25 protein-coding genes are annotated in these 25636 nt (G+C 64.7%); 14 read left to right on the plus strand and 11 right to left on the minus strand.

Annotated features, from left to right (window positions below; translation table 11 throughout):
* Positions 1-59: 59 nt before the first annotated feature.
* Positions 60-2264 (minus strand): RelA/SpoT family protein, encoded by a 2205-nt coding sequence (locus FYK34_RS12980; RefSeq protein ID WP_149297076.1) that lies wholly within the window; start codon positions 2262-2264, stop codon positions 60-62.
* A 94-nt stretch (positions 2265-2358) separates the two neighbouring features.
* Positions 2359-3402 (minus strand): A/G-specific adenine glycosylase, encoded by a 1044-nt coding sequence (gene mutY, locus FYK34_RS12985; protein ID WP_149299968.1) that lies wholly within the window; start codon positions 3400-3402, stop codon positions 2359-2361.
* Positions 3403-3531: 129 nt separating this feature from the next.
* On the opposite strand from mutY, the gene FYK34_RS21120 reads away from it, so the two are divergent.
* The 4 genes from FYK34_RS21120 to FYK34_RS13005 all read left to right on the plus strand — a co-directional run bounded on the left by FYK34_RS21120 (position 3532) and on the right by FYK34_RS13005 (position 9276).
* A complete protein-coding gene (locus FYK34_RS21120) occupies positions 3532-6156 on the plus strand; it encodes a THUMP domain-containing protein (RefSeq protein ID WP_149297078.1) in 2625 nt (874 codons plus the stop codon).
* 166 nt (positions 6157-6322) lie between these two features.
* The gene (locus FYK34_RS12995; protein ID WP_149297080.1) at positions 6323-6925 is read left to right on the plus strand and encodes a MarC family protein; all 603 of its coding nucleotides are present in this window, start codon (positions 6323-6325) and stop codon (positions 6923-6925) included.
* Positions 6926-7189: 264 nt separating this feature from the next.
* Entirely contained in the window at positions 7190-8506 is a 1317-nt protein-coding gene (locus FYK34_RS13000) for a dicarboxylate/amino acid:cation symporter (protein ID WP_168209742.1), read from the plus strand.
* A gap of 107 nt (positions 8507-8613) precedes the next feature.
* A complete protein-coding gene (locus FYK34_RS13005; RefSeq protein ID WP_149297082.1) occupies positions 8614-9276 on the plus strand; it encodes a thioredoxin domain-containing protein in 663 nt (220 codons plus the stop codon).
* 61 nt (positions 9277-9337) lie between these two features.
* Here the strand turns inward: FYK34_RS13005 and ppsA are convergent, their stop codons facing one another.
* Positions 9338-11725: a phosphoenolpyruvate synthase gene (ppsA, locus tag FYK34_RS13010; protein ID WP_149297084.1), complete on the minus strand. Its 2388-nt coding sequence runs from the start codon at positions 11723-11725 to the stop codon at positions 9338-9340.
* Positions 11726-12007: 282 nt separating this feature from the next.
* Between ppsA and ppsR the strand changes: the two genes are divergently transcribed.
* On the plus strand, positions 12008-12829 hold the full coding sequence (gene ppsR / locus FYK34_RS13015) for a posphoenolpyruvate synthetase regulatory kinase/phosphorylase PpsR (protein WP_149297086.1): 822 nt from the start codon (positions 12008-12010) through the stop codon (positions 12827-12829).
* 398 nt (positions 12830-13227) lie between these two features.
* On the opposite strand, the gene FYK34_RS13020 is transcribed toward ppsR, so the two are convergent.
* Positions 13228-13590: a translation initiation factor Sui1 gene (locus FYK34_RS13020; RefSeq protein WP_149297088.1), complete on the minus strand. Its 363-nt coding sequence runs from the start codon at positions 13588-13590 to the stop codon at positions 13228-13230.
* A 183-nt stretch (positions 13591-13773) separates the two neighbouring features.
* Here FYK34_RS13020 and FYK34_RS13025 point away from each other — a divergent pair, with 183 nt between their 5' ends.
* The 4 genes from FYK34_RS13025 (at position 13774) to FYK34_RS13040 (ending at position 16185) form a co-directional block, all read left to right on the plus strand.
* Complete coding sequence (locus tag FYK34_RS13025) at positions 13774-14094, plus strand: hypothetical protein (protein ID WP_149297090.1); 321 nt, start codon at positions 13774-13776, stop codon at positions 14092-14094.
* Positions 14095-14305: 211 nt separating this feature from the next.
* Positions 14306-15328, plus strand: coding sequence for a tryptophan--tRNA ligase (gene trpS / locus FYK34_RS13030; protein WP_149297092.1), 1023 nt, complete (start codon positions 14306-14308; stop codon positions 15326-15328).
* Between the two features lie 13 nt (positions 15329-15341).
* Positions 15342-15647, plus strand: coding sequence for a chorismate mutase (locus tag FYK34_RS13035; protein WP_149297093.1), 306 nt, complete (start codon positions 15342-15344; stop codon positions 15645-15647).
* A 70-nt stretch (positions 15648-15717) separates the two neighbouring features.
* Entirely contained in the window at positions 15718-16185 is a 468-nt protein-coding gene (locus tag FYK34_RS13040; protein WP_149297095.1) for a CreA family protein, read from the plus strand.
* 47 nt (positions 16186-16232) lie between these two features.
* On the opposite strand, the gene FYK34_RS13045 is transcribed toward FYK34_RS13040, so the two are convergent.
* The 7 genes from FYK34_RS13045 to mltG form a co-directional block, all read right to left on the minus strand.
* A complete protein-coding gene (locus FYK34_RS13045) occupies positions 16233-17009 on the minus strand; it encodes an MBL fold metallo-hydrolase (RefSeq protein ID WP_149297097.1) in 777 nt (258 codons plus the stop codon).
* 16 nt (positions 17010-17025) lie between these two features.
* Positions 17026-17406, minus strand: a complete 381-nt coding sequence (locus tag FYK34_RS13050; protein ID WP_149297099.1) for a hypothetical protein — start codon at positions 17404-17406, stop codon at positions 17026-17028.
* Between the two features lie 12 nt (positions 17407-17418).
* Entirely contained in the window at positions 17419-18189 is a 771-nt protein-coding gene (locus FYK34_RS13055) for a TatD family hydrolase (RefSeq protein ID WP_149297100.1), read from the minus strand.
* Between the two features lie 65 nt (positions 18190-18254).
* A complete protein-coding gene (locus FYK34_RS13060; RefSeq protein ID WP_149297102.1) occupies positions 18255-18629 on the minus strand; it encodes a PilZ domain-containing protein in 375 nt (124 codons plus the stop codon).
* Positions 18630-18648: 19 nt separating this feature from the next.
* Positions 18649-19656: a DNA polymerase III subunit delta' gene (locus FYK34_RS13065; RefSeq protein WP_149297104.1), complete on the minus strand. Its 1008-nt coding sequence runs from the start codon at positions 19654-19656 to the stop codon at positions 18649-18651.
* On the minus strand, positions 19656-20300 hold the full coding sequence (gene tmk / locus FYK34_RS13070) for a dTMP kinase (RefSeq protein ID WP_149297106.1): 645 nt from the start codon (positions 20298-20300) through the stop codon (positions 19656-19658). The genes FYK34_RS13065 and tmk overlap by 1 nt, the downstream gene beginning before the upstream one ends.
* Positions 20300-21289: an endolytic transglycosylase MltG gene (mltG, locus tag FYK34_RS13075; RefSeq protein ID WP_149297108.1), complete on the minus strand. Its 990-nt coding sequence runs from the start codon at positions 21287-21289 to the stop codon at positions 20300-20302. The genes tmk and mltG overlap by 1 nt, the downstream gene beginning before the upstream one ends.
* A gap of 229 nt (positions 21290-21518) precedes the next feature.
* Between mltG and FYK34_RS13080 the strand changes: the two genes are divergently transcribed.
* From FYK34_RS13080 to fliD, 5 genes are all read left to right on the plus strand, one after another.
* Positions 21519-22160 (plus strand): DUF3313 domain-containing protein, encoded by a 642-nt coding sequence (locus FYK34_RS13080; RefSeq protein WP_149297110.1) that lies wholly within the window; start codon positions 21519-21521, stop codon positions 22158-22160.
* A 60-nt stretch (positions 22161-22220) separates the two neighbouring features.
* The gene (gene modA, locus FYK34_RS13085; protein ID WP_149297111.1) at positions 22221-22949 is read left to right on the plus strand and encodes a molybdate ABC transporter substrate-binding protein; all 729 of its coding nucleotides are present in this window, start codon (positions 22221-22223) and stop codon (positions 22947-22949) included.
* Positions 22946-23623, plus strand: a complete 678-nt coding sequence (modB, locus tag FYK34_RS13090) for a molybdate ABC transporter permease subunit (RefSeq protein ID WP_149297113.1) — start codon at positions 22946-22948, stop codon at positions 23621-23623. Before modA ends, modB begins: the two co-directional genes overlap by 4 nt.
* Before the next feature lie 45 nt (positions 23624-23668).
* Positions 23669-23923, plus strand: coding sequence for a hypothetical protein (locus FYK34_RS13095; protein WP_149297115.1), 255 nt, complete (start codon positions 23669-23671; stop codon positions 23921-23923).
* Between the two features lie 145 nt (positions 23924-24068).
* A complete protein-coding gene (fliD, locus tag FYK34_RS13100) occupies positions 24069-25601 on the plus strand; it encodes a flagellar filament capping protein FliD (RefSeq protein WP_149297117.1) in 1533 nt (510 codons plus the stop codon).
* The last annotated feature ends 35 nt before the right edge of the window (positions 25602-25636 follow it).

Genomic DNA, 25636 nt, shown 5'->3' on the forward strand with positions numbered 1-25636 from the left:
CAAACCGGCCAAAAAGCCCGCCGCGCGGGCCTTTCAGCCGGTTTCCCAAATGTTTCGCCTTAAACCCGGCGCGCTTCCTGCACGCCGGACAGCTCCATCAAGCGCGACAAGACGCGGCTGATATCCTGCACCTGGCGCACCTCCACCGTCAGCCGCAGCCGGCTCTTCTGGTCGCGCGCCAGGGTGTTGACGCCGATCAGGTTCAGCTTCTCGCGCGACAATACGTCGGAAATATCGCGCAGCAGGCCCGGCCTGTCCTGCGACATCACCTCGATGTCGATCGGGAACACGCTGTTCTTCTGCTCGCCCCATTCCGCCGCGATCAGCCGCTCCGGCACCTCCTGCGACAGCTTCTTCAGCGTCAGGCAGCTGCTGCGGTGGATGGAGATGCCGCGGCCCTTGGTGACGAAGCCCATCACCTGATCCGGCGGCGCCGGCTTGCAGCACTTGGCCAGCACCGTCATCAGATTGTCCACGCCCTCGATCAGCACGCCGCCGGCGTCATGGCCGCCCTTGCTGGCCTTGACCAGGCTTTCCGGCAGCACCTCCACCGCCGGCGGCGGCGCGAAGCTGGTGATGGCGTTGCTGACCGCGCGTATCGTCAGCTCGCCATGGCCCAGCGCGCCGTAGACCTCGTCCAGCTTGTCGTAGCCCAGCTTCTCCGCCAATTGCAGCAGATTGGGCTGGATATGCGGCCGCCGCGCCAGCTCGCGCTCGAACAGCGTCTTGCCGGTTTCGCGCACGGTGTCGGCGTTTTGCAAGCGGATGTACTGGCGGATCTTGGAGATGGCGCGATGGCTCTTCACCCAGCCGTCGTGCAGCCAGTTGACCGAGGGGCCGCCCTCCTTGGCCACCAGCACTTCCACGCGCTGGCCGTTCTGCAGCGGCGTGGACAAGGGCACGATCTGCCCTTCCACTTTGGCGCCGCGGCAGCGGTTGCCCAGGCCGGAATGGATGGCGTAGGCGAAGTCTATGGGCGTGGCGCCCTGCGGCAGCGCCAGCACCTTGCCCTGCGGCGTCAGCACGTAGATGGTGTCGGCGAACAGCTCGGTCTTGAACGCTTCGGCCAGGCCTTCCCGGTCCGACATTTCCTCGCGCCAGTCCAGCAGCTGCCGCAGCCAGGAGATCTTTTCCTCGTAGGCCGCGTCGCCCTTGCCGCCTTCCTTGTAGCGCCAATGCGCGGCCACGCCGAATTCGGCGTGTTCGTGCATCTCGAAGGTGCGGATCTGCACTTCCAGCGCCTTGTCCTCCGGGCCGATCACCGCGGTGTGCAGGCTGCGGTAGTTGTTGGCCTTGGGATGGGAGATGTAGTCGTCGAATTCGCCGCGTATCGGCTGCCACATGCCGTGGATGATGCCGAGCGCGGTGTAGCAGTCCGGCAGCTTGTCCACCAGGATGCGCACGGCGCGGATGTCGTAAAGCTCGGTGAAATCGAGCTTTTTCTTCTTCATCTTCTTCCAGATGGAATAGATGTGCTTGGGCCGGCCGGCCACTTCGGCCTTGACGCCGGCTTTCTTCAATTCCTCGCGCAGGATGTCCAGCACGCGCTCGATATAGTCGATGCGCTCCAGCCGACGCTCGTCCAAGAGCTTGGCGATCTTCTTGTAGGTGTCCGGCTCGGTGTGCCGCAGGCCCAGGTCCTCCAGCTCCCACTTGATCTGCCACACGCCCAGGCGGTTGGCCAGCGGCGCGAACAGCTCCAGCGTCTCGCCGCCTATGCGGCGGCGCACCGCCTCGTCCGGCACATTGGCCAGGTAATGCATGGTCTGGGTGCGCCAAGCCAGCTTGATCAGCACCACGCGGATGTCGGCCACCATGGCCAGCAGCATCTTGCGCATGGTCTCCGCCTGGCGCGCGCAGTCTTCCGGCGTGGCCATCTTGTCGATGCGGGCCAGTTCGGTGATGCGGCGCACGCCGCCCACGCCGTCCACCAGCATGGCCACCGTGGGATTGAAGGCTTCCGTCAGCCAGGCCTGCCATTCGGCGTGGTAATCCGGCGCGGAAAACAATAGCGTCGCGGCAATGGCGTCCGGCAGCAGGTGCAGGTCCGCCACGATGGCGGCGGCGGCCACGGCATGGCTGAACAGGTCTTCGCCGGTGGCGGGAACGGTCTTGCCGGCGTACATCTGGCGCGCGGCCTCGAAGGCGCGCGCCAGCAAGGCGCCGTCTTCGGGGGAGTAGGCGGCGGACAAGCTCTCCAGCCAGCGCGCCGGATCGGCGGCGTCGGCCAGGGTATCGGCAACGGTGCGGACTACGGAAACCATATCTGTCTATCTGGACGGACCTGCCGTCTTAAGCAAGGCCGGTTGCGCCCGGCCGTCGGATTTGCCACATGGGCAGGGCCAGCCTGCCCCTCTTTCAATCTTGCGCCAGCCGCAGCAGCAGGCGGCGCACCGGCGCCGGCACGCCGGCGTCCACCGCCTGATCGATGTCCAGCCACTGGCCATCGGCCTCGGCCGCGCCCATGGCTTTCAGCTGGTCGATACGCACCGGCTGCGGCGTGATGATCAGGCGAAAATGCGTAAACACATGCTCCAGCTCGGGCCAGGCAGGCAAGACGTCACCATCCCCCGCCTGCCGCAGCCAGTCTTCAATCTCCAAGGTGGTGGCAAACTCCGGCAGCGACAACAGCCCGCCCCAGATGCCGGTCGGCGGCCGCCGCTGCAGCCACACCTTGCCGCCATGCCGCGCCAGCAACATGGCCGTCTGCCGCGTCGGCACCGTCTTCTTGGGCCTGGGCGTAGGCAGCTCGCCGGTACGCCCCTCCCGCGCGGCCACGCAATCATCCGCCATGGGGCAGACGGCACAGGCCGGTTTGCCGCGGCCGCATACCGTCGCGCCCAGGTCCATCAGGCCCTGCACATAGGGGCCGATGTCGGCGGCGTCAGCCGGCAGGATGTCCTCGGCCAAGGCCCACATCCGCTTCTCTATGGCCTTGTCGCCGGGGAAGCCGTCTATGCCGAAGCAGCGCGCCAACACCCGCTTGACGTTGCCGTCCAGAATGGTTTCGCGGCGGCCGAAGGCGAAGGCGGAAATGGCCGCGGCGGTGGAGCGTCCCACGCCGGGCAGGCGCTCCAGTTGCTCGCGCGCTTCGGGAAACGCCCCGCCGAACTCGTCCATCACCATGCGCGCGGCCTTGTGCAGATTGCGCGCGCGGCTGTAGTAGCCCAGGCCGCTCCACTGCGCCAGCACGTCGTCCACCGGGGCGACCGCCAGCGCCGCCACGTCCGGGAAACGCGCCAGGAAGCGCGGGTAGTAGTCGAGCACGCTCTTGACTTGAGTCTGCTGCAACATGATCTCCGACAGCCAGACGCGATACGGATCGCTCACCTGCCAGGGGAGATCGTGGCGGCCGTGCCGCTTCTGCCAAGCCACCAGACGGGCGGCGAAACTGCTGTGCAACATCGCGATCCATTATCCAATCGAACCGGTTATGGTAACGGAAAGCCGCAGCGCCACCAAGCAGGCCGCGGCCAAATGCGTTAAAATTAAGAAATTACTTAATCAAGCATGCCCATTCGAGGTCGTTTCATGTCCAGCTTCCGTTCCCGCCAACGCGCCAGCCAGCGCCGCGATCAAACCAGCCGCGAACGCGCGGCCAACTCGCCGGCAGGCCAGCCACCGCGGGACGGCGAGCAGCCGCCGCGCCACGACAAGCCGCGCGCGCCTTACTCCGGCCCGCGTCCGGGCGTCGGCAAGCCGGACTGGCAACGCCAAGACAACCGCAGCTTCGACAAGCGCGCGCCGCGCCAGGACGACGGCCAGCCGCCGCGCGAAGGCGGCAAGCCGGCATGGCAGCCGCGCCAGGATGACCGCCGCTTCGACAAGCGCGGCCCGCGTCCGGAGCAAGGCCAGGACAAGCGCTTCAACCGCGAAGGCGAGCGTCAAGACTGGCAGCCGCGCCAGGACGACCGTCGCTTCGACAAGCGCGGCCCGCGCCCGGAAGGCGGCCAGGAGCCGCGTTTCGACCGCAAACCGGAATGGCAGCCGCGCGACGACAAGCGTCGCTTCGACAAGCAAGGCTCGGGCCAGCCGCCTTCCTTCCCGCGCGACGAGCGCCGCTACGACCGCGACCGCGGTCCGTCCAGCCGCAAACCGCTGCCGGAAGGCCAGGAACGCGCGCCGGACTTCCGCCGCGAAGGACAAGATCAAGACAAGCGCTACAGCCGCGACCGCGGCCCGTCCGGCCGCAAGCCGCTGCACACCGAAGACGCGCCGCCGCGCCCGTTCAAGCCGCGCGCCGAGGGCGAGTTCCGCCGCGACGACAAGCCGCAGTGGCAGGAGCGCGAACCGCGCGACGACAACGGTCCGCGCAAAATCTTCGCCAAGCGCGAAGACGGCGAGCGCGACAACCGCTTCCGCCGCGACGACAAGCCGCAATGGCAAGACCGCGCTCCGCGCCAGGAGCGCGAGCCGCGCGACGACAACGGTCCGCGCAAAATCTTCTCCAAACGCGAAGACGGCGAACGCGACAACCGCTTCCGCCGCGACGACAAGCCGCAATGGCAAGACCGCGCCCCGCGCCAGGAGCGCGAGCCGCGCGACGACAACGGCCCGCGCAAGATCTTCGCCAAACGCGAGGACGGCGAGCGCGACAACCGCTTCCGCCGCGACGACAAGCCGCAATGGCAAGACCGCGCCCCGCGCCAGGAGCGCGAGCCGCGCGACGACAACGGTCCGCGCAAGATCTTCGCCGAACGCGAAGACGGCGAGCGCGACAACCGCTTCCGCCGCGACGACAAGCCGCAATGGCAAGACCGCGCTCCGCGCCAGGAGCGCGAATCGCGCGACAACGACGGCCCGCGCAAGCTGTTCGGCAAACGCGAAAACACCGAGCGCGGCCTGCAGCCGCTGGGCGACAGCCATCGCGTGGATTCGCCGCGACGCCATTTCGAGCAACGCTCCTTCGACCGTCCGCAACATGAGCAGCCGATGGCCGAACGCACCATCACCGGACGCCACGACAACCGGCTGGCGCTGTTCGCGCCCTGCCCGCGAGGCCTGGAGCCAATGCTGGCCGACGAATTGCTGGCGCTGGGCGCCGGCGACATCGCGCCGGCGGATGGCGGCGTAGCCTTTTCCGGCGACGCGCGGCTGATGATGGCGGTCAACCTGCACTCGCGCACCGCCAGCCGCGTGCTGCTGCGCCTGGCCCACGGCGGCTATCGCGCCGAGCAAGACATCTACCGTCTGGCGATGAGCGTGGATTGGCCGCACTGGTTCGACGTTTCCCGCACCATCAAGCTGAAGGCCGATGGCATCGCCGCCCGCGTCAAGAGCCTGGACTACATCGCGCTGACGGTGAAGGACGCCATCTGCGACCGCTTCCGCCAAGCCCATCTGGGACGCCCCAGCGTGGACACCCGCCATCCGGACGTGCGCGTCAACGTCTTCCTGAGCGCCGACGAGGCCACCATTTATCTGGACACCAGCGGCGAGCCGCTGTTCAAGCGCGGCTGGCGCGAAGAAACCGGCGAGGCGCCGCTGCGCGAAAACCTGGCCGCCGGCATCCTGATGCTGGCCGGCTATGACGGCAGCCAGCCGCTGCTGGACCCGATGTGCGGCAGCGGCACCTTCCTGGTGGAAGCCGCCGACATCGCGCTGAACCGCGCGCCGGGCCGCAACCGCGGCTTCGGCTTCGAGGCGCTGTCCAGCTTCGACTCCGCCTCCTGGGAAAAGCTGCAACTGGATGCCCGCAAGGCGGAACTGCCGGCTACCGAGCTGGCCATTCGCGGCTCTGACCGTTCGCAAGCCATGATCGACATCGCCCGCGCCAATCTGCAACGCTCCGGCCTGGCCGATCTGGTGGAAGTGAGCGCCGCCGACGTGACGGCTACCCGCCCGCATGCCGAGCACGGCCTGATCGTCAGCAACCCGCCCTACGGCGTGCGCCTGGAAGAACAGGAACAACTGGCCGAGTGGTATCCGGAACTGGGCGACTGGCTGAAGGCCCACTTCGCCGGCTGGACCGCCTGCCTGTTCAGCGGCGACCTGCGCCTGGGCAAGCTGATCCGCCTGGCGCCCAAGCGCCGCACCCCGCTGTTCAACGGCTCGCTGGCTTGCCGCCTGTTCGTCATCAATATGGTGGAAGGCAGCGCGCGCAAGCAGAAGGACGGCGAAGCCGCCGATGAGGAAAGCGACGGCGACGAGCAATAAGCCGCAACCCGCTCTCACCGCAACCGCCCGCCTGCCGGGCGGTTTTTCTTTGTCCGCCATCCGTTGGCAAAGCATAAAAATCCATAATTTTCAGTCGCGTCGACGCTCGCCGGCCTTTCATCCGCATGCGATAATCGCCGCCTGCTCCACCCACCTGGCAATATCCATGCAAACCTCCTTCCTGTCCGCCACCATCCTGCTGATCCTGATCACCGACCCGCTGGGCAATATCCCGCTGTTCATCTCCGCGCTGAAGCAGGTGAAGCCGGAGCGCCGCAAGCGCGTGGTCTATCGCGAATGCCTGATCGCCTTCCTGGTGCTGACCGTATTCATGCTGTTCGGCCGCAACTTTCTGGACTTGATGCACCTGACCGACGAATCCATGCGCATCGCCGGCGGCGTCATCCTGTTCCTGATCGCCATCAAGATGATTTTCCCCGGAGAAGGCAGCGTGTTCGGCGGCGATAAAATGCACGGCGAACCCTTCATCGTCCCCATCGCGATTCCGCTGATCGCCGGTCCATCGGCGATGGCCACCGTGCTTTTGCTGTCCACCCGCGAACCGGGCCGCATGCTGGAATGGATGGGCGCGCTGACCATTTGCATGCTGGTCACCACCGTCGTCTTCCTGTTCTCCAGCCGGCTGCAGAAGCTGCTGGGCGAACAGGCGATCACCGCGCTGGAGCGGCTGATGGGCCTGGTGCTGACCGCCATCTCGGTGGAAATGCTGCTCAGCGGCTTCGCGTCCTATCTGAAGCAGCTGCACTGACGCTCCTGCAAACTTTCCACAGCCACGGAAACACACGGAAAGCACGGACAGAAGCCACTCCAATGACCGGCTCGTTCTGTCCCCCTCACCCCCTACTGCCTTTTTCCCGTGTGCTTCCGTGGCCAAAAATCATCCTAAACATCAGGGTTATCCCCGATAGGGATATCGACAATGCTCCCGGCTTTCCGCAGTTGTTAGCATCGGATGCAAATGGGCCAATTAAGAGTCCGCATCCGAAGCAACGCAACGCCAGTCGGGAGAACCATGCAAACCAAGACCCCATTCTTTTCGCGCCTCTATGTGCAGGTGCTGATCGCCATCGCGCTGGGCGTCACCCTGGGCGCGCTCGCGCCTGATCTGGGCGCCAAGATGAAACCGTTGGGCGACGCCTTCATCAAGCTGATCAAGATGATGATCGCGCCCATCATCTTCGCCACCGTCGTCGTCGGCATCGCCAAAATGGGCGACATGAAGGAAGTGGGCCGCGTCGGCGTCAAGGCGCTGTTCTACTTCGAGGCCGTCACCACCCTCGCGCTGGTGATAGGCCTGATCGTGGTCAACCTGCTGCAGCCGGGCGCCGGCCTCAATATCGACCCGCACACCCTGCATGCCCAGGACATCGCCAAATACACCGCCGGCGCCAAGGAAATGAACACGGTGGACTTCCTGCTGCACATCATTCCCGATACCGTGGTGGGCGCCTTCGCCCATGGCGAGATCCTGCAGGTACTGACCTTCTCGGTGCTGCTGGGCCTGGCGCTGACCAAGATGGGCGACAACGGCAAGACCATCGTCCACATCCTGGACGAGTTCTCGCACGCGCTGTTCGGCGTGATCAATATGCTGATGAAGCTGGCTCCGATCGGCGCTTTCGGCGCGATGGCCTTCACCATAGGCAAGTACGGCATCGGCTCGCTGAAGCAGCTGGGCTTCTTGATGGCCTGCGTCTATCTGACCTGCTTCGCCTTCGTCTTCATCGTGCTGGGCACCATCGCCCGCTTCTCCGGCTTCAGCCTGTGGCGCTTCCTGGTCTACATCAAGGAAGAAATCCTGCTGGTGCTGGGCACGTCTTCGTCCGAATCGGCGCTGCCGGGCATCATGAAGAAACTGGAGAATCTGGGCTGCGCCAGGCCGGTGGTCGGCATGGTGGTGCCCACCGGCTACTCCTTCAATCTGGACGGCACTTCCATCTACCTGACCATGGCGGCGATCTTCATCGCCCAGGCCACCAATGTGAACCTGACGCTGGGCGAGGAGCTGGCCATCATCGGCGTGCTGCTGCTCACCTCCAAGGGCGCGGCGGCGGTGACCGGCGGCGGCTTCATCACGCTGGCGGCGACGCTGGCCACGCTGGGCGGCAAACTGCCGGTGGAAGGCCTGGCGCTGTTGATCGGCATCGACCGCTTCATGTCCGAAGCCCGCGCCATCACCAACCTGATCGGCAACGGCGTCGCCACCGTGGTGATCGCCAAGTGGGAAAAGGCGCTGGACGTGGACAGGATGAAGCAGGTGTTGGGCGACGCGCCGCCCTCGGAACCGCCGCCGGAACGGCGCCAGCAGCCGGCGCCGCAATTGAGTTAAACGCAACACCTCGCCCCCGCCCGTGCGGGGGTTTTTGTTGTCGTTAGAAGCAAAGCTTGCTTTTGCCCTCCCCTCGTCCACGATGAAAACTGAGGAGGGGACACGATATGACTGACTTCTGGCTGCAATACGGCGACGAAATGCTGCCGGTGATTGGCGACTTCCCCAAGGTGGGCGACTACCTGCCCAGTTTCATGCTGGTGGACGACCAAAAACGCGACGCGGCGCTGGAAAGCTTCATGGGGCCCAAGGTCATCCTCACCCTGCTGTCGGTGGATGAGGAAGAGCACGGCGGCATCCTGCTGCTGCGCGAAGTGCGTCGCTTCCTGGACCGCTGGCCGCACCTGAAGCTGATCGTCATCACCGTGGATTCGCCATCCTCGCTGGCGCGCGCGCGCCACGAGCACGGCCTGCCGCACACCACGCTGCTGTCTACGCTGCGCGGACGGGACTTCCACAAACGCTACGGCGTGCTGATCACGGAATTTCCGCTCAGCGGCTATACCGCGCCGGCGCTGATGCTGGCGGATGCCAACAATGTCGCGCATTACGCCGAGCGGCTGAGCGACACGCGCGCGCTGTTCGATTTCGAAGCCATCGAAGCCTTATTGCTGCAAGGCGAACAGCAGGCGCTGGAGGCGGAACGCGCCGCCGAGGAGAACCGTCGCCTGCAGCTGGCGGAGCGCGAGCTGGGCACCGAACGGCTGGTGGAAAAAGCCCGCCAGATCGAGCAGACGCCGCCGCGTTCGGACGGCTTCGACAACCGCTGAGGCCGGGCAAAACAAAACCGCCCGTTGCCGGGCGGTTTTCTCTGATGGATATCCGACAGTCTTAGCTGTTCAGTTCCTTGGCCAGGTACAGCCAGGTTTCCACCACGGTGTCCGGGTTCAGCGACACGGTTTCGATGCCCTCTTCCACCAGCCACTTGGCGAAGTCCGGATGGTCGGACGGGCCCTGGCCGCAGATGCCAACGTACTTGCCCAGCTTGCGGCACGCCTGGATGGACATGTGCAGCATGGCCTTGACCGCCTCGTTGCGCTCGTCGAAGGTGGTGGCAATCGGGCCGCCGGAATCGCGGTCCACGCCCAGCGTCAGCTGGGTCATGTCGTTGGAGCCGATGGAGAAGCCGTCGAAGTGCTGCAGGAACTTCTCCGCCAGCACGGCGTTGGTCGGCAGCTCGCACATCATGATCAGGCGCAGGCCGTTTTCGCCGCGCTTCAGGCCGTTTTCAGCCAGAATCTCGACCACCTTCTCGGCTTCGGCCAGGGTGCGGACGAACGGGATCATCACTTCCACGTTGGTCAGGCCCATCACGTCGCGCACCTTCTTGATGGCGCGGCATTCCAGCTCGAAACAATCGCGGAACGATTCGGCCACGTAGCGCGCGGCGCCGCGGAAACCGATCATCGGGTTTTCTTCATGCGGCTCGTACAGCTGGCCGCCGATCAGGTTGGCGTACTCATTGGACTTGAAGTCCGACATGCGCACGATGACCTTTTTCGGGTAGAACGCCGCAGCCAAGGTGGACACGCCCTCCGCGATCTTGTCCACGTAGAAATCCACCGGGCTGGCGTAGCCGGCGATGCGGTCGGAGATGGTCGCCTTCAGTTCCGGGCTCAGCTTGTCGAATTCCAGCAGCGCCTTCGGGTGGATGCCGATCTGGCGGTTGATCACGAACTCCATCCGCGCCAGGCCCACGCCCTCGTTCGGCAGCTGGGCGAAGTCGAAAGCCAGTTCCGGATTGCCGACGTTCATCATGATCTTGACCGGGGCCTTGGGCATCTTGTCCAGTTCCAGGTCGATGATTTCCACGTCCAGCAGGCCGTCATAGATGTTGCCGGTGTCGCCTTCGGCGCAGGACACGGTGACCTGCATGCCTTCCTTCAGCACGTCGGTGGCGTCGCCGCAGCCAACCACGGCCGGGATGCCCAGCTCGCGCGCGATGATGGCCGCGTGGCAGGTGCGGCCGCCGCGGTTGGTCACGATGGCGGCGGCGCGCTTCATCACCGGTTCCCAATCCGGGTCGGTCATGTCGGTCACCAGCACATCGCCCGGCTTGACGCGGTCCATCTCGGACGCGTCCTTGATGGTGCGCACCACGCCCTGGCCGATCTTCTGGCCGATGGCGCGGCCTTCGCACAGCACTTGCGACTTGCTGTTCAGGCGGTAGCGGCGCAGGGTGTCCTTGCGGTCTTCCTGCGACTTAACGGTTTCCGGACGCGCCTGCAGGATGTACAGCTTGCCGTCCAGGCCGTCGCGGCCCCACTCGATGTCCATCGGGCGGCCGTAGTGTTTTTCGATGATCAGCGCGTACTGGGCCAGTTCGGCCACTTCGGCGTCGGTGATCGAGAATTGCTTGCGCAGCTCCGGCGTCACATCCACGGTTTTAACCGAACGGCCGGCTTGCGAGGCGTCGGTGAACTCCATCTTGATCAGCTTGGAGCCCATGGTCTTGCGCAGGATGGCGGGGCGGCCGGCCTTCAGCGTCGGCTTGTGCACATAGAACTCGTCCGGGTTCACGGCGCCCTGCACCACGGTCTCGCCCAGGCCGTAAGAAGCGGTGATGAACACCACGTCTTCAAAGCCGGATTCGGTGTCGATGGTGAACATCACGCCGGCCGCGCCCTCGTCGGAACGCACCATGCGCTGCACGCCGGCGGACAAGGCCACCACGTCGTGGGCGAAGCCCTTGTGCACGCGGTAGGAAATGGCGCGGTCGTTGTAGAGGGAGGCGAAAACGTGCTTCATCGCATCCTTGACATTGTCAAGGCCGCGGATATTCAGGAAGGTTTCTTGCTGGCCTGCGAACGAGGCATCGGGGAGGTCTTCCGCGGTGGCGGAAGAACGGACTGCGACGGAAATGTCGGCGCCGCCGGCATCGCCCACCATTTTGTCCCAGGCTTCCTTGATGTCCGCATCAAGCTTGGCCGGGAACGGGGTGTCGATGATCCACTGGCGGATTTCCTTGCCCACGCGGGCCAGTTCGCTGACGTCGTCGATATCGAGCTTGGCCAGCGCGGCATTGATCTTGTCGGCCAGGCCATTGTGCTGCAGGAAATCCCGGTACGCCTGGGCGGTGGTGGCAAAGCCGCCGGGAACACGAACGCCGGAACCCGCCAGCTGACTGATCATTTCACCAAGGGAGGCGTTCTTGCCGCCTACCTCTTCCACGTCGGTCATACGCAGCTTCTCGAACCAGATGACGTAGTTGTCTGCCATCACTTCACTTCCTGTGTTGGGATTGGGACGATGGGCCGCATTCTAGCCGAATTACGTGCCGTTTGCGTAGCAACTTTTGCAGCGCACAAGATTTTTTGCGACAGCGAAATTTCCAAACACAAAATAATCAACCACTTGCCCGCGATGAGACAGGAAAAACCAAGAAAATGTCATGTAATGTTGTGATTACATGAAGAAAAGGAATCGTTTCCAGCCCATACCGCGCCAGCCCGCTCCGGTATACACTTTGCCCAGACAAACCCACTGCGAGCAAGGTCCGCCATGCCCCATCATCGTTCAGCTTTTTTCATCTCCGACCGCACCGGCATCACCGCCGAATCGCTGGGCCACACGCTGCTGACGCAGTTCGACAGCATGGACTTCAAGCGCGAGACCGTCCCTTTCGTCGACACCGTGGAAAAAGCGCGGGTCCTGGCGCAGCGCATCAGCGAAGTAGCCGAGCGCGACCACCTGCGCCCCCTGGTGTTCACCAGCATCATCAATCCAGAAGTGCGCGAGGCGCTGCGGCTGGACAACATCGTCTTGATCGACTTCTTCGAAGCCTTCATCGGCCATCTGGAACTGGAGCTGGGCCGCAAGGCCTCGCTGAGCGTGGGCAAGGCTCACGGCATGGTCAACGAGGAGAAATACGATCACCGCATCGAGGCGGTGAACTTCTCGCTGAACCACGACGACGGCGTCAAATTGAAGGATCTGGACGAGGCCGACGTGATCCTGATCGGCGTGTCGCGTTCCGGCAAGACGCCCACCTGCCTGTATCTGGCGCTGCAGTACGGCATCCGCGCCGCCAACTACCCGCTGACGCCGGAAGACCTGGACAGCCCCACCCTGCCCAAGATCCTGCTGCCGTTCAAGGACAAGATGTTCGGCCTCACCATTGATCCGAACCGCCTGCACCACATCCGCTCCGAGCGCCGCCCGGACTCCAAATACGCCAGCATGGACAACTGCCGGCGCGAAGTGAACGAAGCGGAGTCGATGTTCCGCCACCACGGCGTGCCCTTCATCAGCACCACCCACAAATCCATCGAGGAAATCGCCTCCACCATCATGCACAAGGCGGCGCTGGGCAGGAAGTTCTAAGAACGTGTTCATGATCTTTGGCTTTTAGGCCTGGCGCGTGAAAAACAAACACGTTTTCGATGCACCTACATCGCTCCAAGCCTGCCGCCGGGTGTCAGGCCCGAGGTCTTAAGCGGCTGCATGTTTGAGTCCCGCGACGTTAGCGCGCACCGTTGAGCGAAATCTCTACGTGCGAGGCTTCGCCTCGCCCTGCGAGAGATGCGCACGCAGAGAGTTCAGCCGCGCCTCGGCGCCTGACGGGAACCGGAGGGAAGCCTGCAGGCCAGGCTTGCAGGGTGGCGTTTAGGGGTGGAGGGGATATTTGGCCAAGCCAATATCCCCTCCCTGCCGCCGGCAGCCCGGCAATGAAAACGGCGATCCGCGCAGCGGATTCAATAGTGAACAAGTCCCAAGCGCCACTAGCCCCCTGCCCGCTTGGTCTTGAATCCCAGCTTAACCAACTCGGCGACCACGGTCTCCACGTGGTCGCCCTGTATTTCCAGCACGCCATCCTTGAGCGTGCCGCCGCTGCCGCAGCGCGCGCGCAGTTGCTTGCCCAGCTTGGCCAAGTCCTCTCCGGCCAATGGCACGCCTTTCACCACCGTCACCGTCTTGCCGCCGCGGCCCTTGCTCTCGCGCGAAACGCGGGCGATGCCGTCGCCGGTCGGCGCCGCCGGCTTGCCGCACTCGCATTGCGACACTGGCTGTCGGCAGGATGGGCACATGCGGCCATGTTCGGTGGAATAGACCAAGCCGCCTGCGGCCATCTGTTTTGATTTCATCTATCGCCTCCCGCGCAAAACCGCCATGGTCGCGGCAAACCGCCGCTGGATCAAGCCGCGCCATGGCTTCATGCAATTTAACAAAACTCATATCTTACTGTTTTTATGTAAATTTCCTGCAAATCAAAGAACAAAAGCAATTATCCGCTCTCAAACTGGCAGCCCCAGATTTCGAGAACCGTCATGAACATCCCCGACTTCAATCTGCCACCGATACAGCTGATACGGCCCCTGCCGCAACAGCTGTCCGGCGTGCAGTCCAGCGGGGGAAGCGACGCCAATCCGCAACGCGAGTTCGCCGACATGCTGCACCGCGCCGCCCAACAGCATCCGCTGCACGCCGCGCCATCCCAGGCCTCGGCCCTGGCTGCCGCCTTCGCCCTGCCCGCCACCTTAGGCATGCGTCAGGAACGGCCCTCCCGCCAAGCGCAAGCCCGCTCCGCCACGCGCGCCTACGCCTCAAGCCGTCCGACCATAGGCACGCTGCTGCAAACCGAGGCTTGACGCCGCGCCTTGCGCCGTGTTTTGATGAAGTCATGAATACCGCACCCGCATTCGCAATCCGATTTTGGTGGTGGCGCCTCTCCTAGGCGGCACCGGCGAACGCGCACGCAAAAAACCCGGAGGCTGCCGACAAGGCGCACCGGGTTTGTTTTTTAGCCTCTCCTCCCAGTCCGCCTGCCGGCCTCCTCCTCCAAACCCCATGGAGAACGGCATGAATCTGGACACCATCAGCAGCCAAGACATCATCCTCACCGGCGATCGCACCACCGGCCAATTGCACCTGGGCCACTACGTCGGCTCGCTGCGCAACCGCGTCATCCTGCAGGACCGCTGCGCGCAATTCCTGCTGCTGGCCGACGCCCAGGCGCTGACCGACAATATGGGCAACTACCTGAAAGTACGCGACAACGTGCTGCAGGTGGCGCTGGATTATCTGGCCGTCGGCATCGACCCGGCCAAGAGCACCATCTTCATCCAGAGCCTGGTGCCGGAACTGACCGAGCTGGCCTCGTACTACTTGAACCTGGTGACGGTGTCGCGGCTGGAGCGCAATCCCACCATCAAGGACGAAATCAAGCAGCGCGGCTACGAACGCGACATCCCCGCCGGCTTCCTGACCTATCCGGCCGCCCAGGCGGCCGACATCACCGCCTTCAAGGCCACCATCGTGCCGGTGGGCGAAGACCAGATTCCCATGATCGAGCAGACCAACGAGATCGTGCGCCGCTTCAACGCCAGCGTGGACCTGCCGGTATTGGTGGAAGCCAAGGCGGTGGTGCCGGAAGTCGGTTCGCGCCTGCCCGGCATAGACGGCAAGGCCAAGATGTCCAAGTCGCTGGGCAACACCATCACCCTGTCCGCCAGCCCCGATGACATCCGCCAGGCGGTGAAGATGATGTACACCGACCCGAATCACCTGCGCGTGTCCGATCCCGGCCAAGTGGAAGGCAATGTGGTCTTCACCTATCTGGACGTCTTCCACCCGGACCAGGCCTTGGTGGCGGAGCTGAAAGCCCATTACCAGCGCGGCGGCCTGGGCGACACCGTCATCAAGAAGCATCTGGAAGACTGCCTGCAGGAAATGCTGGCGCCGATACGCGCCCGCCGCGAGCATTACGCCCAAGATCCGGCCGCCGTGCTGGAGATGCTGAAGGCCGGCACCCGCCGCGCCCGCGACGTGGCAGCGCGCACCCTGGCCGAAGTCAAGGCGGCCATGGGCCTCAACTACTACTGAGAGGCAAGCCGCGATGGAACACATTTATCAATGCCAGAGCCTGGACGAAGTGCGCGAGCAGATCGACCGGCTGGACCGCGCCCTGGTGGCGCTGATCGCCGAGCGCGGCATCTACGTGCGCCAGGCCGCGGCGTTCAAGCAAAGCCGGGACGAGGTGGAGGGCGGCAAGCGCGTCGATCAGGTGATGCGCCGCGTAGAGCGGCTGGCAGGCGAGCTGGGCGCGGACGCCGCGCTGACCGCAGCCGTTTACCGCACCATGATCGAATATTTCGTCGCCGATGAGATGGCGGCGTTCAGGGAACGGCAGGCCGCCGATTGAGCCAGGCGGCGCGCTTGCCTACAATGCTTGCGGCATCGCCACCGCGACGGCCTCACCGGAGACATGATTAATGAAAAGAATCGCGCTGTTATTCGCCCTGCTGGGCCTCGCCAGCCTCGCCCGCGCCGAGGAGGTGGGCGAGGTATCCACCACCTTCAAGCTGCTCAGCCCCAACGACAAGGTCATCGTCGAGGCCTTTGACGATCCATCGGTGCAAGGCGTGGCCTGCTATGTCTCGCGCGCACGCACGGGCGGCTACTCCGGCGCGCTGGGCCTGGCCAAGGACCCGTCGCGCTTCTCCGTCGCCTGCCGCCAGGTGGGGCCCATCCGCTTCGATGGGCCGCTGCCCAAGCAGGAGCAGGTATTCAAGGAAGGCGCATCCTTCGTGTTCAAGCATGTGCGCGTGGTGCGCATCGTGGACGCCAAGCGCAATGTGCTGACCTACCTCACCTACTCTGACAAGCTGGTGGACGGCAGCCCGGACAATGCCATCACCGCCGTGGCGGTGCTGGACCAGAAAATTCCACTGAAAAAGTGATTAGAACAAGCCATTGATAATCATGATTTTTTTAAACATGATGCCCATCATCTCATCGCCATCTCGCTCCGCCAGCCATCGAAGCCCACCTCCACGCCGGGCGGGCACTGCGCGCTAAGCGCCTGGTACTCCAGCTTGTGCGTCATGTGGATCAGCACGGTGCGGCGGGCGCCGATGCGGGCCGCCCATTCCCATGACTGCGCCACGCACAGGTGGGAGGGATAGGGATCGCTGTTCAGGCAATCCAGGAACAGCAGCTCCAGCCCCTCCAGCAGCGGCAGGCTGCTATCCGGAATGTGCGACAGGTCGGTAAGCCAGGCCATGTCGCCGATGCGCCAGCCCAGGCAGGGCCAGCTGCCGTGCAGCAGCGGGATGGGCGTCAGCATCACGCCCTGATGCGCGAACGGCCCGCTGACCATCTCCGGCAACAGCACGGGCTTGTCCCACATCCTGGACGGCGGCTGCAGCGCATAGCCAAAGCGCTCGCGGATATTGGCTATGGTGAACTCGTTGCCGTACAGGGAGATCGGGCCTTTTTTCAGGTAGCAGAAGGCGCGCAGATCATCAATGCCGTTCAGGTGGTCGGCGTGCGGATGGGTATATAGCACCGCGTCCACTTGCTCCACCCCCTCCCTGAGCGCCTGCAGGCGCAGATCCGGCCCGGTATCGATCAGAAAACCCACCCCGCCCACGCGCACATAGGCGCTGGCGCGGGTGCGTTTATTGCGCGGATCGGCGGAAACGCAGGTTTCACAGCGGCAGCCTATTGCCGGGGTGCCGGAGCTGGAGCCGCAGCCCAGGATGGTGACGTCTAACTTGTCCACGCTGTCCCTTGATGGTTCATTGACATAGCGGCGGCCGCACTGCCGGCACGGCGACCGAGCCGCCGGGGCATTTGACCTCGCCGCCGGCTTCGATGACGCACTGGCCGCCAGGCATGCCGGCGCAATGCGCGCTGCCGTCCGGCCCCAATAGGCAGAAGCCTGGGCCGGCGTAGAAAGAGCCGTTGGCGCGGATCACGTCGCCGCCCGGAAACGGCGAGCAGAACAGATTGCCGAAAGCATCGGCCGTGCACGCGCCCGCGCCGCAATAGGCCTGCCCCTGGTGCAGCACGGCCGAGCCGCCCGGCGGCGCGCAAAAGCTGCGTCCGCCCAGCTGCACGCAGCTGGCCCAAGCCGGCATGGCCAGCATGAGGCTGAGGAACAGGGCGAGTGGGCGCATGGCGGCCTCCGTTCAGCGCGCCGCCTTGGCGAACAGGCGGAAGAAGTTGTCGGTGGTGGCCTGCGCCACCTCGTCGAAGGTGATGCCGCGCAGCTCGGCGATGAACGCGGCCACATGGCGCACATAGGCGGGCTCGTTCAGCTTGCCGCGATGCGGCACCGGCGCCAGATACGGCGAGTCGGTCTCGATCAGCATCCGCTCCAGCGGCACTTTCTGCGCCACTTCCTGCACCTGCTTGGCGTTCTTGAAGGTCACCACGCCGGAGAAGGAGATGTAGAAGCCCAGCGCCAGCGCGGCCTCCGCCACTTCCCAGGTTTCGGTGAAGCAATGCATCACGCCGCCGCATTGTTCGGCGCGCTCTTCCTGCATGATGCGTATGGTGTCGGCGGCCGATTCCCGAGTGTGGATCACCAGCGGCAGGCCAACGCGCTTGGCGGCGCGGATATGGGTGCGGAAGCGTTCATGCTGCCAGGCCAGATCGCCCTTGCACCAGTGGTAGTCGAGGCCGGTCTCGCCTATGCCCACCACGCGCGGATGCGCGGCCAGCGCCACCAGCTCGTCCTCGCTGTACTCTTCAGCCTCCGGGTCGTCCGGATGCACACCCACCGTCGCGTAAAGATGCGGATGGGCTTCGGCCAGCGCCAGCACCTGCGGGTATTTGGGCCGGCTCACGCCTATCACCAGCGCATGCGTTACTTGGTTCTGGCGCATATTGGCCAGCACCTCCGGCAGGCGCTCGGACAAATCGGGGAAGTTGATATGGCAGTGGGAGTCGATCAGCATGGCGAATGAAGAGTCTGTCTAACAGCCTACAGCATACCATGCCGCCGGGGCGCCATCCCGCGCCGCTACATGGTGTGGGTGGGCCGGCTGGAGTTGAGCACGCCGCCCAGCATGGTTTCTATCTTGTCCTTGGCCTGCTTGCCGGCGTCGCCGGCGACAAACTCCACGCCCACGCCCTGCACGCGGCTGTTATTGGCGCCAGCCGGGGTGATCCACACCACCTTGGCCTGAACCGCGATGCGCTGCGGATCGTCCATCAGGGTCAGCAGCAGGAAAACCTCCTCGCCCAGCTGCATTTCCTTATTGGTGGGTATGAAAATGCCGCCGTTGCGCAGAAACGGCATGTAAGCGGCAAACAGCGCGCTGCGCTCCTTGATGTGCAGCGACAGCACGCCCGGGCGATTGGGGTTGGTCAGATCCGGCCTGTTGGCGGCTTCCATACTGGGCTTGCCCTCTCCATCATGAGCCGGCCTTGGCGCCAGCGAAAATCTTCAGATAATCCATCAGCACGGACTCCAGTTGCAGGCGAATGTTCAGCGTGTGCTCCGCAAACGGCGCCAGCGCGGTCAGTGCCTGTTGGCAGGCCATCAGTTGCCGCATGTCGCAGCGCGCCGCCAGCGCCGCCAACGCCGCCTCCTGGTCCGGATAATAGCGGAGCCGGCCAGCCAGGCATAGCGCGGCCAGGTCATGCAGCCACTTCTGCAGCCAGGACAGCGGCGGCTGCAGCGACAGCTGCTTGTTTTTGTCCACCAGCTCGGCCATTTGCAGCATGCCGGCAAAGCTGGGTTGCCCCAGGCTGCGGATGAACTGGGCGCGCAGCGCCGCCTGTTCCGGGTCATGATCGAACAAGGGCGCGCCGCCGTTATGGGCCAGCTCGACCTCGGCATTGGCGATGCCCTGCTCGCGCAGCCAGTCCCGCGCGACGGCCTCCGCCGGCCGCGTCAGCGCGAAGCGGCGGCAGCGGCTGAGTATCGTGGGCAGCAGGCGCTGAGGCGCGTGCGATACCAGCAGGAACAGCACGGAGGCCGGCGGTTCCTCCAGGATTTTGAGCAAGGCATTGGCGGCCGCCAGATTCAGGCTCTCCGCCGGCTCCAGCAGGATCACGCGCTGGCCGGCGCGATGGGCGGTCAGGTGGGCGAAGTCTATGACGTCGCGCACCGCCTCGATCTTGATCTGCGGCAGCTTGCGCGTGGGCTTGGCCTCCTTGCCCTCCTCGTCTTCGTCCGAGTACGGCGACAGGCGGCGAAAATCCGGATGGGTGCCGCTGAGGAACCAGCGGCATCCCTGGCATTGGCCGCAGGGCTGATGGCCGGCCTGAGGGTTCTCGCACAGCAGCGACTGCGCCAAGTGCTCGGCGAAAGCGAGCTTGCCTATGCCGGCGCCGCCGGTCAGCAACCAGGCGCCGGGCATGCGTTCGCGTTCGGCGTTCAGCCGCCGCCAATCCTCGCCCTGCCACGGATACAGCATCAGCCGCGCTCCAGCAGAGTCTGCAGATGGCCGGCGATATCGACCTGAATGTCGGCGATGCCGCGGCTGGCGTCCAACACGGCGAAGCGGCCGGGTTCCGCCGCCGCGCGCTTGAGATAGGCCTCGCGCACGCGCTGGTGGAAGTCGGCCGCCTCTTGTTCGAAACGATCGAGCTGGCGGGTGCCGGACATCCGGCCTGCCGCCACTTCCAGCGGCAGATCGAACAGCAGGGTCAAGTCGGGCTGCAGGCCGCGCTGCACCCAGTCTTCCAGCGCGCGGATGCGCTCGAACGGCACGCCGCGGCCGCCGCCCTGGAAGGCGTAGGTGGAGTCGGTGAAACGGTCGGACACCAGCCAGCGGCCTTGGCTCAAGGCCGGCTCGATCACGTCGGCAATATGCTGCTGGCGGGAGGCGAAGGCCAGCAGCGTCTCCGCGTCGAGCGAGACCTGCGTCTGCGGCGCCAGCAGCAGCGCGCGCACCTGTTCGCCCAGCGGGGTGCCGCCCGGTTCGCGCGTGAACACCGCATCAACGTCATGGCGGCTCAGCCAATCGTGGATGAAGGCAAGGTGGGTGCTCTTGCCGGCGCCGTCTATGCCTTCCAGCGTGATGAAACGGCCTCGCGGGGCCTGCTGCGCACTGCTCATTACGGGCCTTTCTTCAAAATATATTTGCGCACTGCCTGGTTGTGCTCGTCCAGGGTGCTGGAAAACTGCGAGCTGCCGTCGCCGCGGGCGACGAAATACAGCGCGGTGGATTCCGCGGGCTGGGCCGCGGCATACAGCGCGGCCTTGCCCGGCAAGGCGATGGGCGTCGGCGTGAGGCCGGCGCGGGTATAGGTATTGTAAGGCGTGTCGCGGCGCAGGTCCGCCTTGCCGATAGTGCCCTGGTAGCTGTCGCCCATGCCGTAGATCACCGAGGGATCGGTCTGCAAGCGCATGCCCAGTTTCAGACGGTTGACGAAAACCGACGCCACCATGGGGCGGTCCGCCTCGCGGGCGGTTTCCTTTTCCACCAGGCTGGCCATGGTCAACAGCTCGTAAGGGGTGCGATAAGGCAAGCCCGGCTTGCGCGCCGCCCAGGCAGCCGCCAGCTGCTGCTGCATCTTCTGGAAGGCCAAGCGGTACAGGTCCATGTCCGACGCGCCCGGCGTGAACAGATAGGTGCTGGGGAAGAACAGGCCCTCGGGGCTGGCGCCGGGCATGCCCAGGTCGCGCATCAGATCGGCGTCGCTGAGATGCTTCGCGTCATGGCTCAGATCCGGACTGCGGTTGACCGCCTGGCGGAACTGGCGAAAGGTCCAGCCCTCGATCGTGGTCAGGCTGGCCTCGTCCGGCTGCCCTTCCTTGAGCCGCAGCAAGACATCCAGCAGCGATTGCGGCCCCTGGAAACGATAGAGGCCGGCCTTGATCTTGCGGTCGGTGCCGGACAGCCTGGCCAGCGCCACCAGCACCTGCTGGCTGCGGATGGCGCCATCCTGCTCCAGCGAACGGGCAATCTGCTTCATGGTCCGGTTCGGCCCCACCAGCAGCTTGTAGCCGGCATCGGGCAAGGACACGGGCATCAGCACGGCCCAGCCCAGCCAAGCGGCCGCGCACAGCAGGAGCAACAACAGGATGCCGGTTAGTCTTTTCATTGCAGTCATTCGATCACACCGCCGCCCGGGCGGCAAAGGCGGAATCATACCAGCAAGCCGGCCTGTCCGACATGACAGGAACCGCGCGGCCAAATTCCCATAGTTTGTTCCATATCAACAGCGTTTTTCGCATTTTTGCCTATTTTCCAGCGTGAGAGCCTGCCCATGGGCAGGCCATGCCGCGTCGGCCTTCGACCGGCAAGCACAAATCATGCGAGCACGGCGCAATATGAAACCTTTCTTCAATCTAGGATGCGCGCTGGTCGCCTGGAACGAGTTATGCCGGGTCAGCCGGCCGCGCGGCAGTCCGGAAGGCGAGCCAAGGCTGCCGTTCCAACAGGGCCGCGACAATCGACAGTTTATTTGCAGCGAAACGGCGGACCGCATGGCGGAATACCGGGCCTTGCTGCTGGAGCCGGTGTGGCTGCTGGATCAGGATGCCGACAGCCGCTGGCAACTGGCCGCCACGGCGTTGGGCAACAGCCTCAACCTGAGGCTGCAGACGCTGCTGCACGCCTGGCTTCCCTCCCTGCCGCTGGCGCAAGAGCCAGGAGCTGGCGTCATGCGCATGCGCCTGGCGCTGCGCAGCTATCTGGGCGACGTCCACGCGCCTCCGCCCTTCCTGCGCCCCGGCCATGCCGATGACAGCCGCTCGCCGCTGCTGCGCGGCATCGCGCCCTATCTGGAGCAAGTGGCCAGCGTAGTGCAGTTGACCGACGCGTCGCATGACCACCTGTTGGGCGGCGCGGTCAATCTGCTGGCCGCGCGCGCGCTGCCCCAGCCGTCGCCATCCGATGCCTGGTCCTCCCTGCTGTGCTGCGATTGGCAACAGTTGCTGCAAACCGGCGAATGCGCGCTGAACGCTGGCTAGCCCAGCGGAATTGGCCGCATAATGACGGCCGGTTCGCCTGTCCGATGAGAGACACCCCGCATGCCTAAACTGCGCCTTGCCTTGCTTTGCCTGTTCGCCGCTCCCTTGGCCTTGGCCGACACCGTCCACGTCGCGGTGGCCAGCAATTTCCAGCAGACGCTGGACAAGATCGCCGCGGCCTTCAAAGCCGCCAGCGGCCACGACATCAAGGCCAGCGCCGGCTCCTCCGGCAAGCTGGCGGCGCAGATACGCCAGGGCGCGCCGTTCGAGGTTTTCCTGTCCGCCGACGACGAACGCCCCGCCGAGCTGCTCAAGGCCGGCGTCGGCCTGCCATCCAGCCAGTTCACCTATGCCTACGGCCAACTGGCGCTGTGGAGCAAGCAGCGCGCCGACGCCGGCGAAGCCGTCCTGCGCAGCGGCCGCTTCAACAAGCTGGCCGTGGCCAATCCCGCCACCGCGCCCTATGGCCGCGCCGCCATGGAAACGCTGGCCGCCCTGAAGCTGGAAGCCGCGGTCAAGCCCAAATTGCTCACGGGCGACAATATCAGCCAGACCATGCAGTTCGCCGAGGTGGGCGGCGCGGATTTCGCCTTCGTCGCCTATTCCCAGCTGCGGGAACAAGGCATCCATGACCATTACTGGCTGGTGCCGGAAAAAATGCATCAGCCCATCCGCCAAGACGCGCTGCAGATCCAGGCCACGCCTGCCGCCAACGCGCTGATGGCGTTTCTGAAGGGAGACACCGCGCGCGCGCTGATGGCTCAAGCCGGCTACCGCTTCAAGCCGTGAGCAGCCAGGACTGGAGCGCCATCGCGCTGACCCTGCGCCTCGCCGGCATCAGCACCATGCTGCTGCTGGGCTTGTGCATCCCCTTCGCCTGGTGGCTGGCGCGCGGCCGCTCAAGACTGCGGCCGCTGGCGGAAGCGGTGGCCATGTTGCCGCTGGTGCTGCCCCCCACCGTGCTGGGTTTTTACTTGCTGCTGGCCTTCGGCCCGCACGGCCCCATAGGCTGGCTGACCACGCAGCTGGGGCTGCCGGGCTTGGCATTCACCTTCCAGGGACTGGTTGTGGCCTCGGTGCTCTATTCCTTGCCTTTCGTGCTGCAACCGTTGCTGGCGAGTTTCCGCGCCGTGCGCCAGGAAGAGCTGGAAAGCGCCAAGCTGCTGGGCGCCGGCCCCTGGCAACGCATGCGCCACATCATCCTGCCGTCCTGCCGCAGCGGCGTGCTCAGCGCGGCCTGCCTGGGTTTTGCCCATACCGTGGGCGAATTCGGCGTGGTGCTGATGATAGGCGGCAATATCGACGGCGTAACCAGAGTGATATCAATCTCGCTGTACAATCAGGTGGAGCAGGCGGACTACGCCTCGGCCCATCAGCTGGCCCTGCTGCTGCTGCTGTTCGCGTTGGCCGCCCTGTCTCTGGTCTACTGGCTGGACGCCAGGCAAAAACATGCTGAACAATAACTTCCGCCGCGCCATGCGGCCTTTTACAAACCGGAGATGACAATTATGCGCAAGACCCTGCTACTCGCCGTTCTCGCCCTGTTCAGCGCCAATCTGGCCCTGGCCGACGCCGCCTGTGACGCCAAGGCCGCCGATAAAAAGCTGGCCGGCGCCGCCAAGCAAAGCTTCCTGAAGAAGTGCGAGAAAGACGCCGCGGCCGCCCAGGCCAGCTGCGACGCCAAGGCCGGCCAAAAGAAACTGGCCGGCGCCGCCAAGCAGAGCTTCACCAAGAAGTGCGTGAAAGACGCGATGGGCAAGTAAGCCTCCTGCTCCAAAACGACAAACGGCATGGCGCTCGCCATGCCGTTTTTGTTTGCCGCGCCGGCTTTAGGAAAATACGCAATACGGCCAATGACTTGCCCTCCATGGTCTACACTGGAACAAGGTACGGCCGGCAAACATTGCGATGAATTCCCTATCCGGATACAACTCTCCTCTCTCGTCTTTCGACAGCTTGCTGCCGAACTTGAGCGGTTTATTGTCGAGCGGCCTGCTGCTGGGCTCCAGCAGCGGCGCGAGCGGCAGCGCCTCCAGCAGCGCGCCGGACCCAATACAGGTGGAACTGTCCACGCTGGGCCAGTTGATGTCCATCCTCAACACCTTCCAAAGCAGCCTGCAGCAGATTTATGCCCCCTACAGCCGCTTCAACAACACCAGTTCCAGCAGCAGCAATCCGTCCGTCGCCAGCGTCTCCTCGTCCGCCGGCGCGCAAAGCGCCAGCTACCTGCTGAACATCTCGCAGCTGGCGCAAGCGCAGAGCGCCACATCGGCCTTCTCGCTGTCCGACAGCGGCACGACCGTGGTGGGCAGCGGCAGCCTGACCATCACCACCGGCAGCTACGCCTACAGCAGCCCCACCTCGGCCACCAGCTTCACCGCCAGCGGCTCGCCGGTGACCATCAACATCAGCAATGGCACCTTGTCCAGCATCGCCAGTTCGATCAACGGCGCCGGCGCCGGCGTGGTGGCCAATGTGGTGCAAAACGCCTCCGGCAACTATCAGTTGCAGATCAGCCAGGCCAGCACCGGGGCCAGCAACAATTTTCAGATCACCGTCAGCGACAACGACGGCAACAACACCGACCAGAACGGCCTGTCCCGGCTGGCCTTCGACCAGACCCAGGCCGTGAACAGCGGCCAGAACTTGACGCAGACGCAGGCCGCGCAAAACGCCAGCTACACCATCAACGGCGCCTCCGGCTCCAGCGCCAGCAACTTGGGCATACAGCTGGGCAGCGGCGTGTCGGCCAACCTGCTGGCCACCGGCAGCAGCAACATCACCGTCAATGTCGACTTCGGCTCGCTCAACAGCAATGCCCAATCCCTGGCCAACGCCTTCAACACCGCTCAGGGCAGCATCAACAGCCTGCTCGGCAATCAGGTGAGCTCCCGCAACGACCCCATCGCCGCCCAGCTGCCGCAGCTGCTGAACACGCAGGCGCAGGCCGCTTACAGCAACGGCAGCTCGCTGCTGACCACGCTGAGCCAATTGGGCCTGCTCTATCAAAGCCCATCGCAATACGGCCTGGGCGGCACGCTGAACCTGAATGTCAGCACGCTGCAGGCGGCCTACAACAGCGACTCCAGCGGCGCCGCCAACCTGCTGTACACCGCCGCGCAAACCCTGAACACGCTGGCCAACAGCTTCTCCTCCTATGGCGACGGCTCGCTGGTCAATGAAATGAACGCCTTGCAGGCCCAGCAGCGCAATCGGCAATTGGTGATCCACAGCCCGTCCACGCCCAGTACTTTCCCCTACAATCTGCAGAACCTGCTCAGCTATCCCTCCAGCAATTCCCTGCTGTCGGCGCAGCAAATCAGCGGCTTGGCGATGTACGCGCTGGTGTACTCGATAGGCGCGCCATACGCGATTGATTCGCTGCTGGTCGGCCAAGGCCTGGGTCTGCCGTCCAACGGCAGCTTCTCCGCCACCGCCTGATCCCGCGCTTTCCTGTTTCCCCTTGGTGCGTTAAA

Source organism: Chromobacterium paludis, assembly GCF_008275125.1.
GTDB lineage: Bacteria > Pseudomonadota > Gammaproteobacteria > Burkholderiales > Chromobacteriaceae > Chromobacterium > Chromobacterium paludis.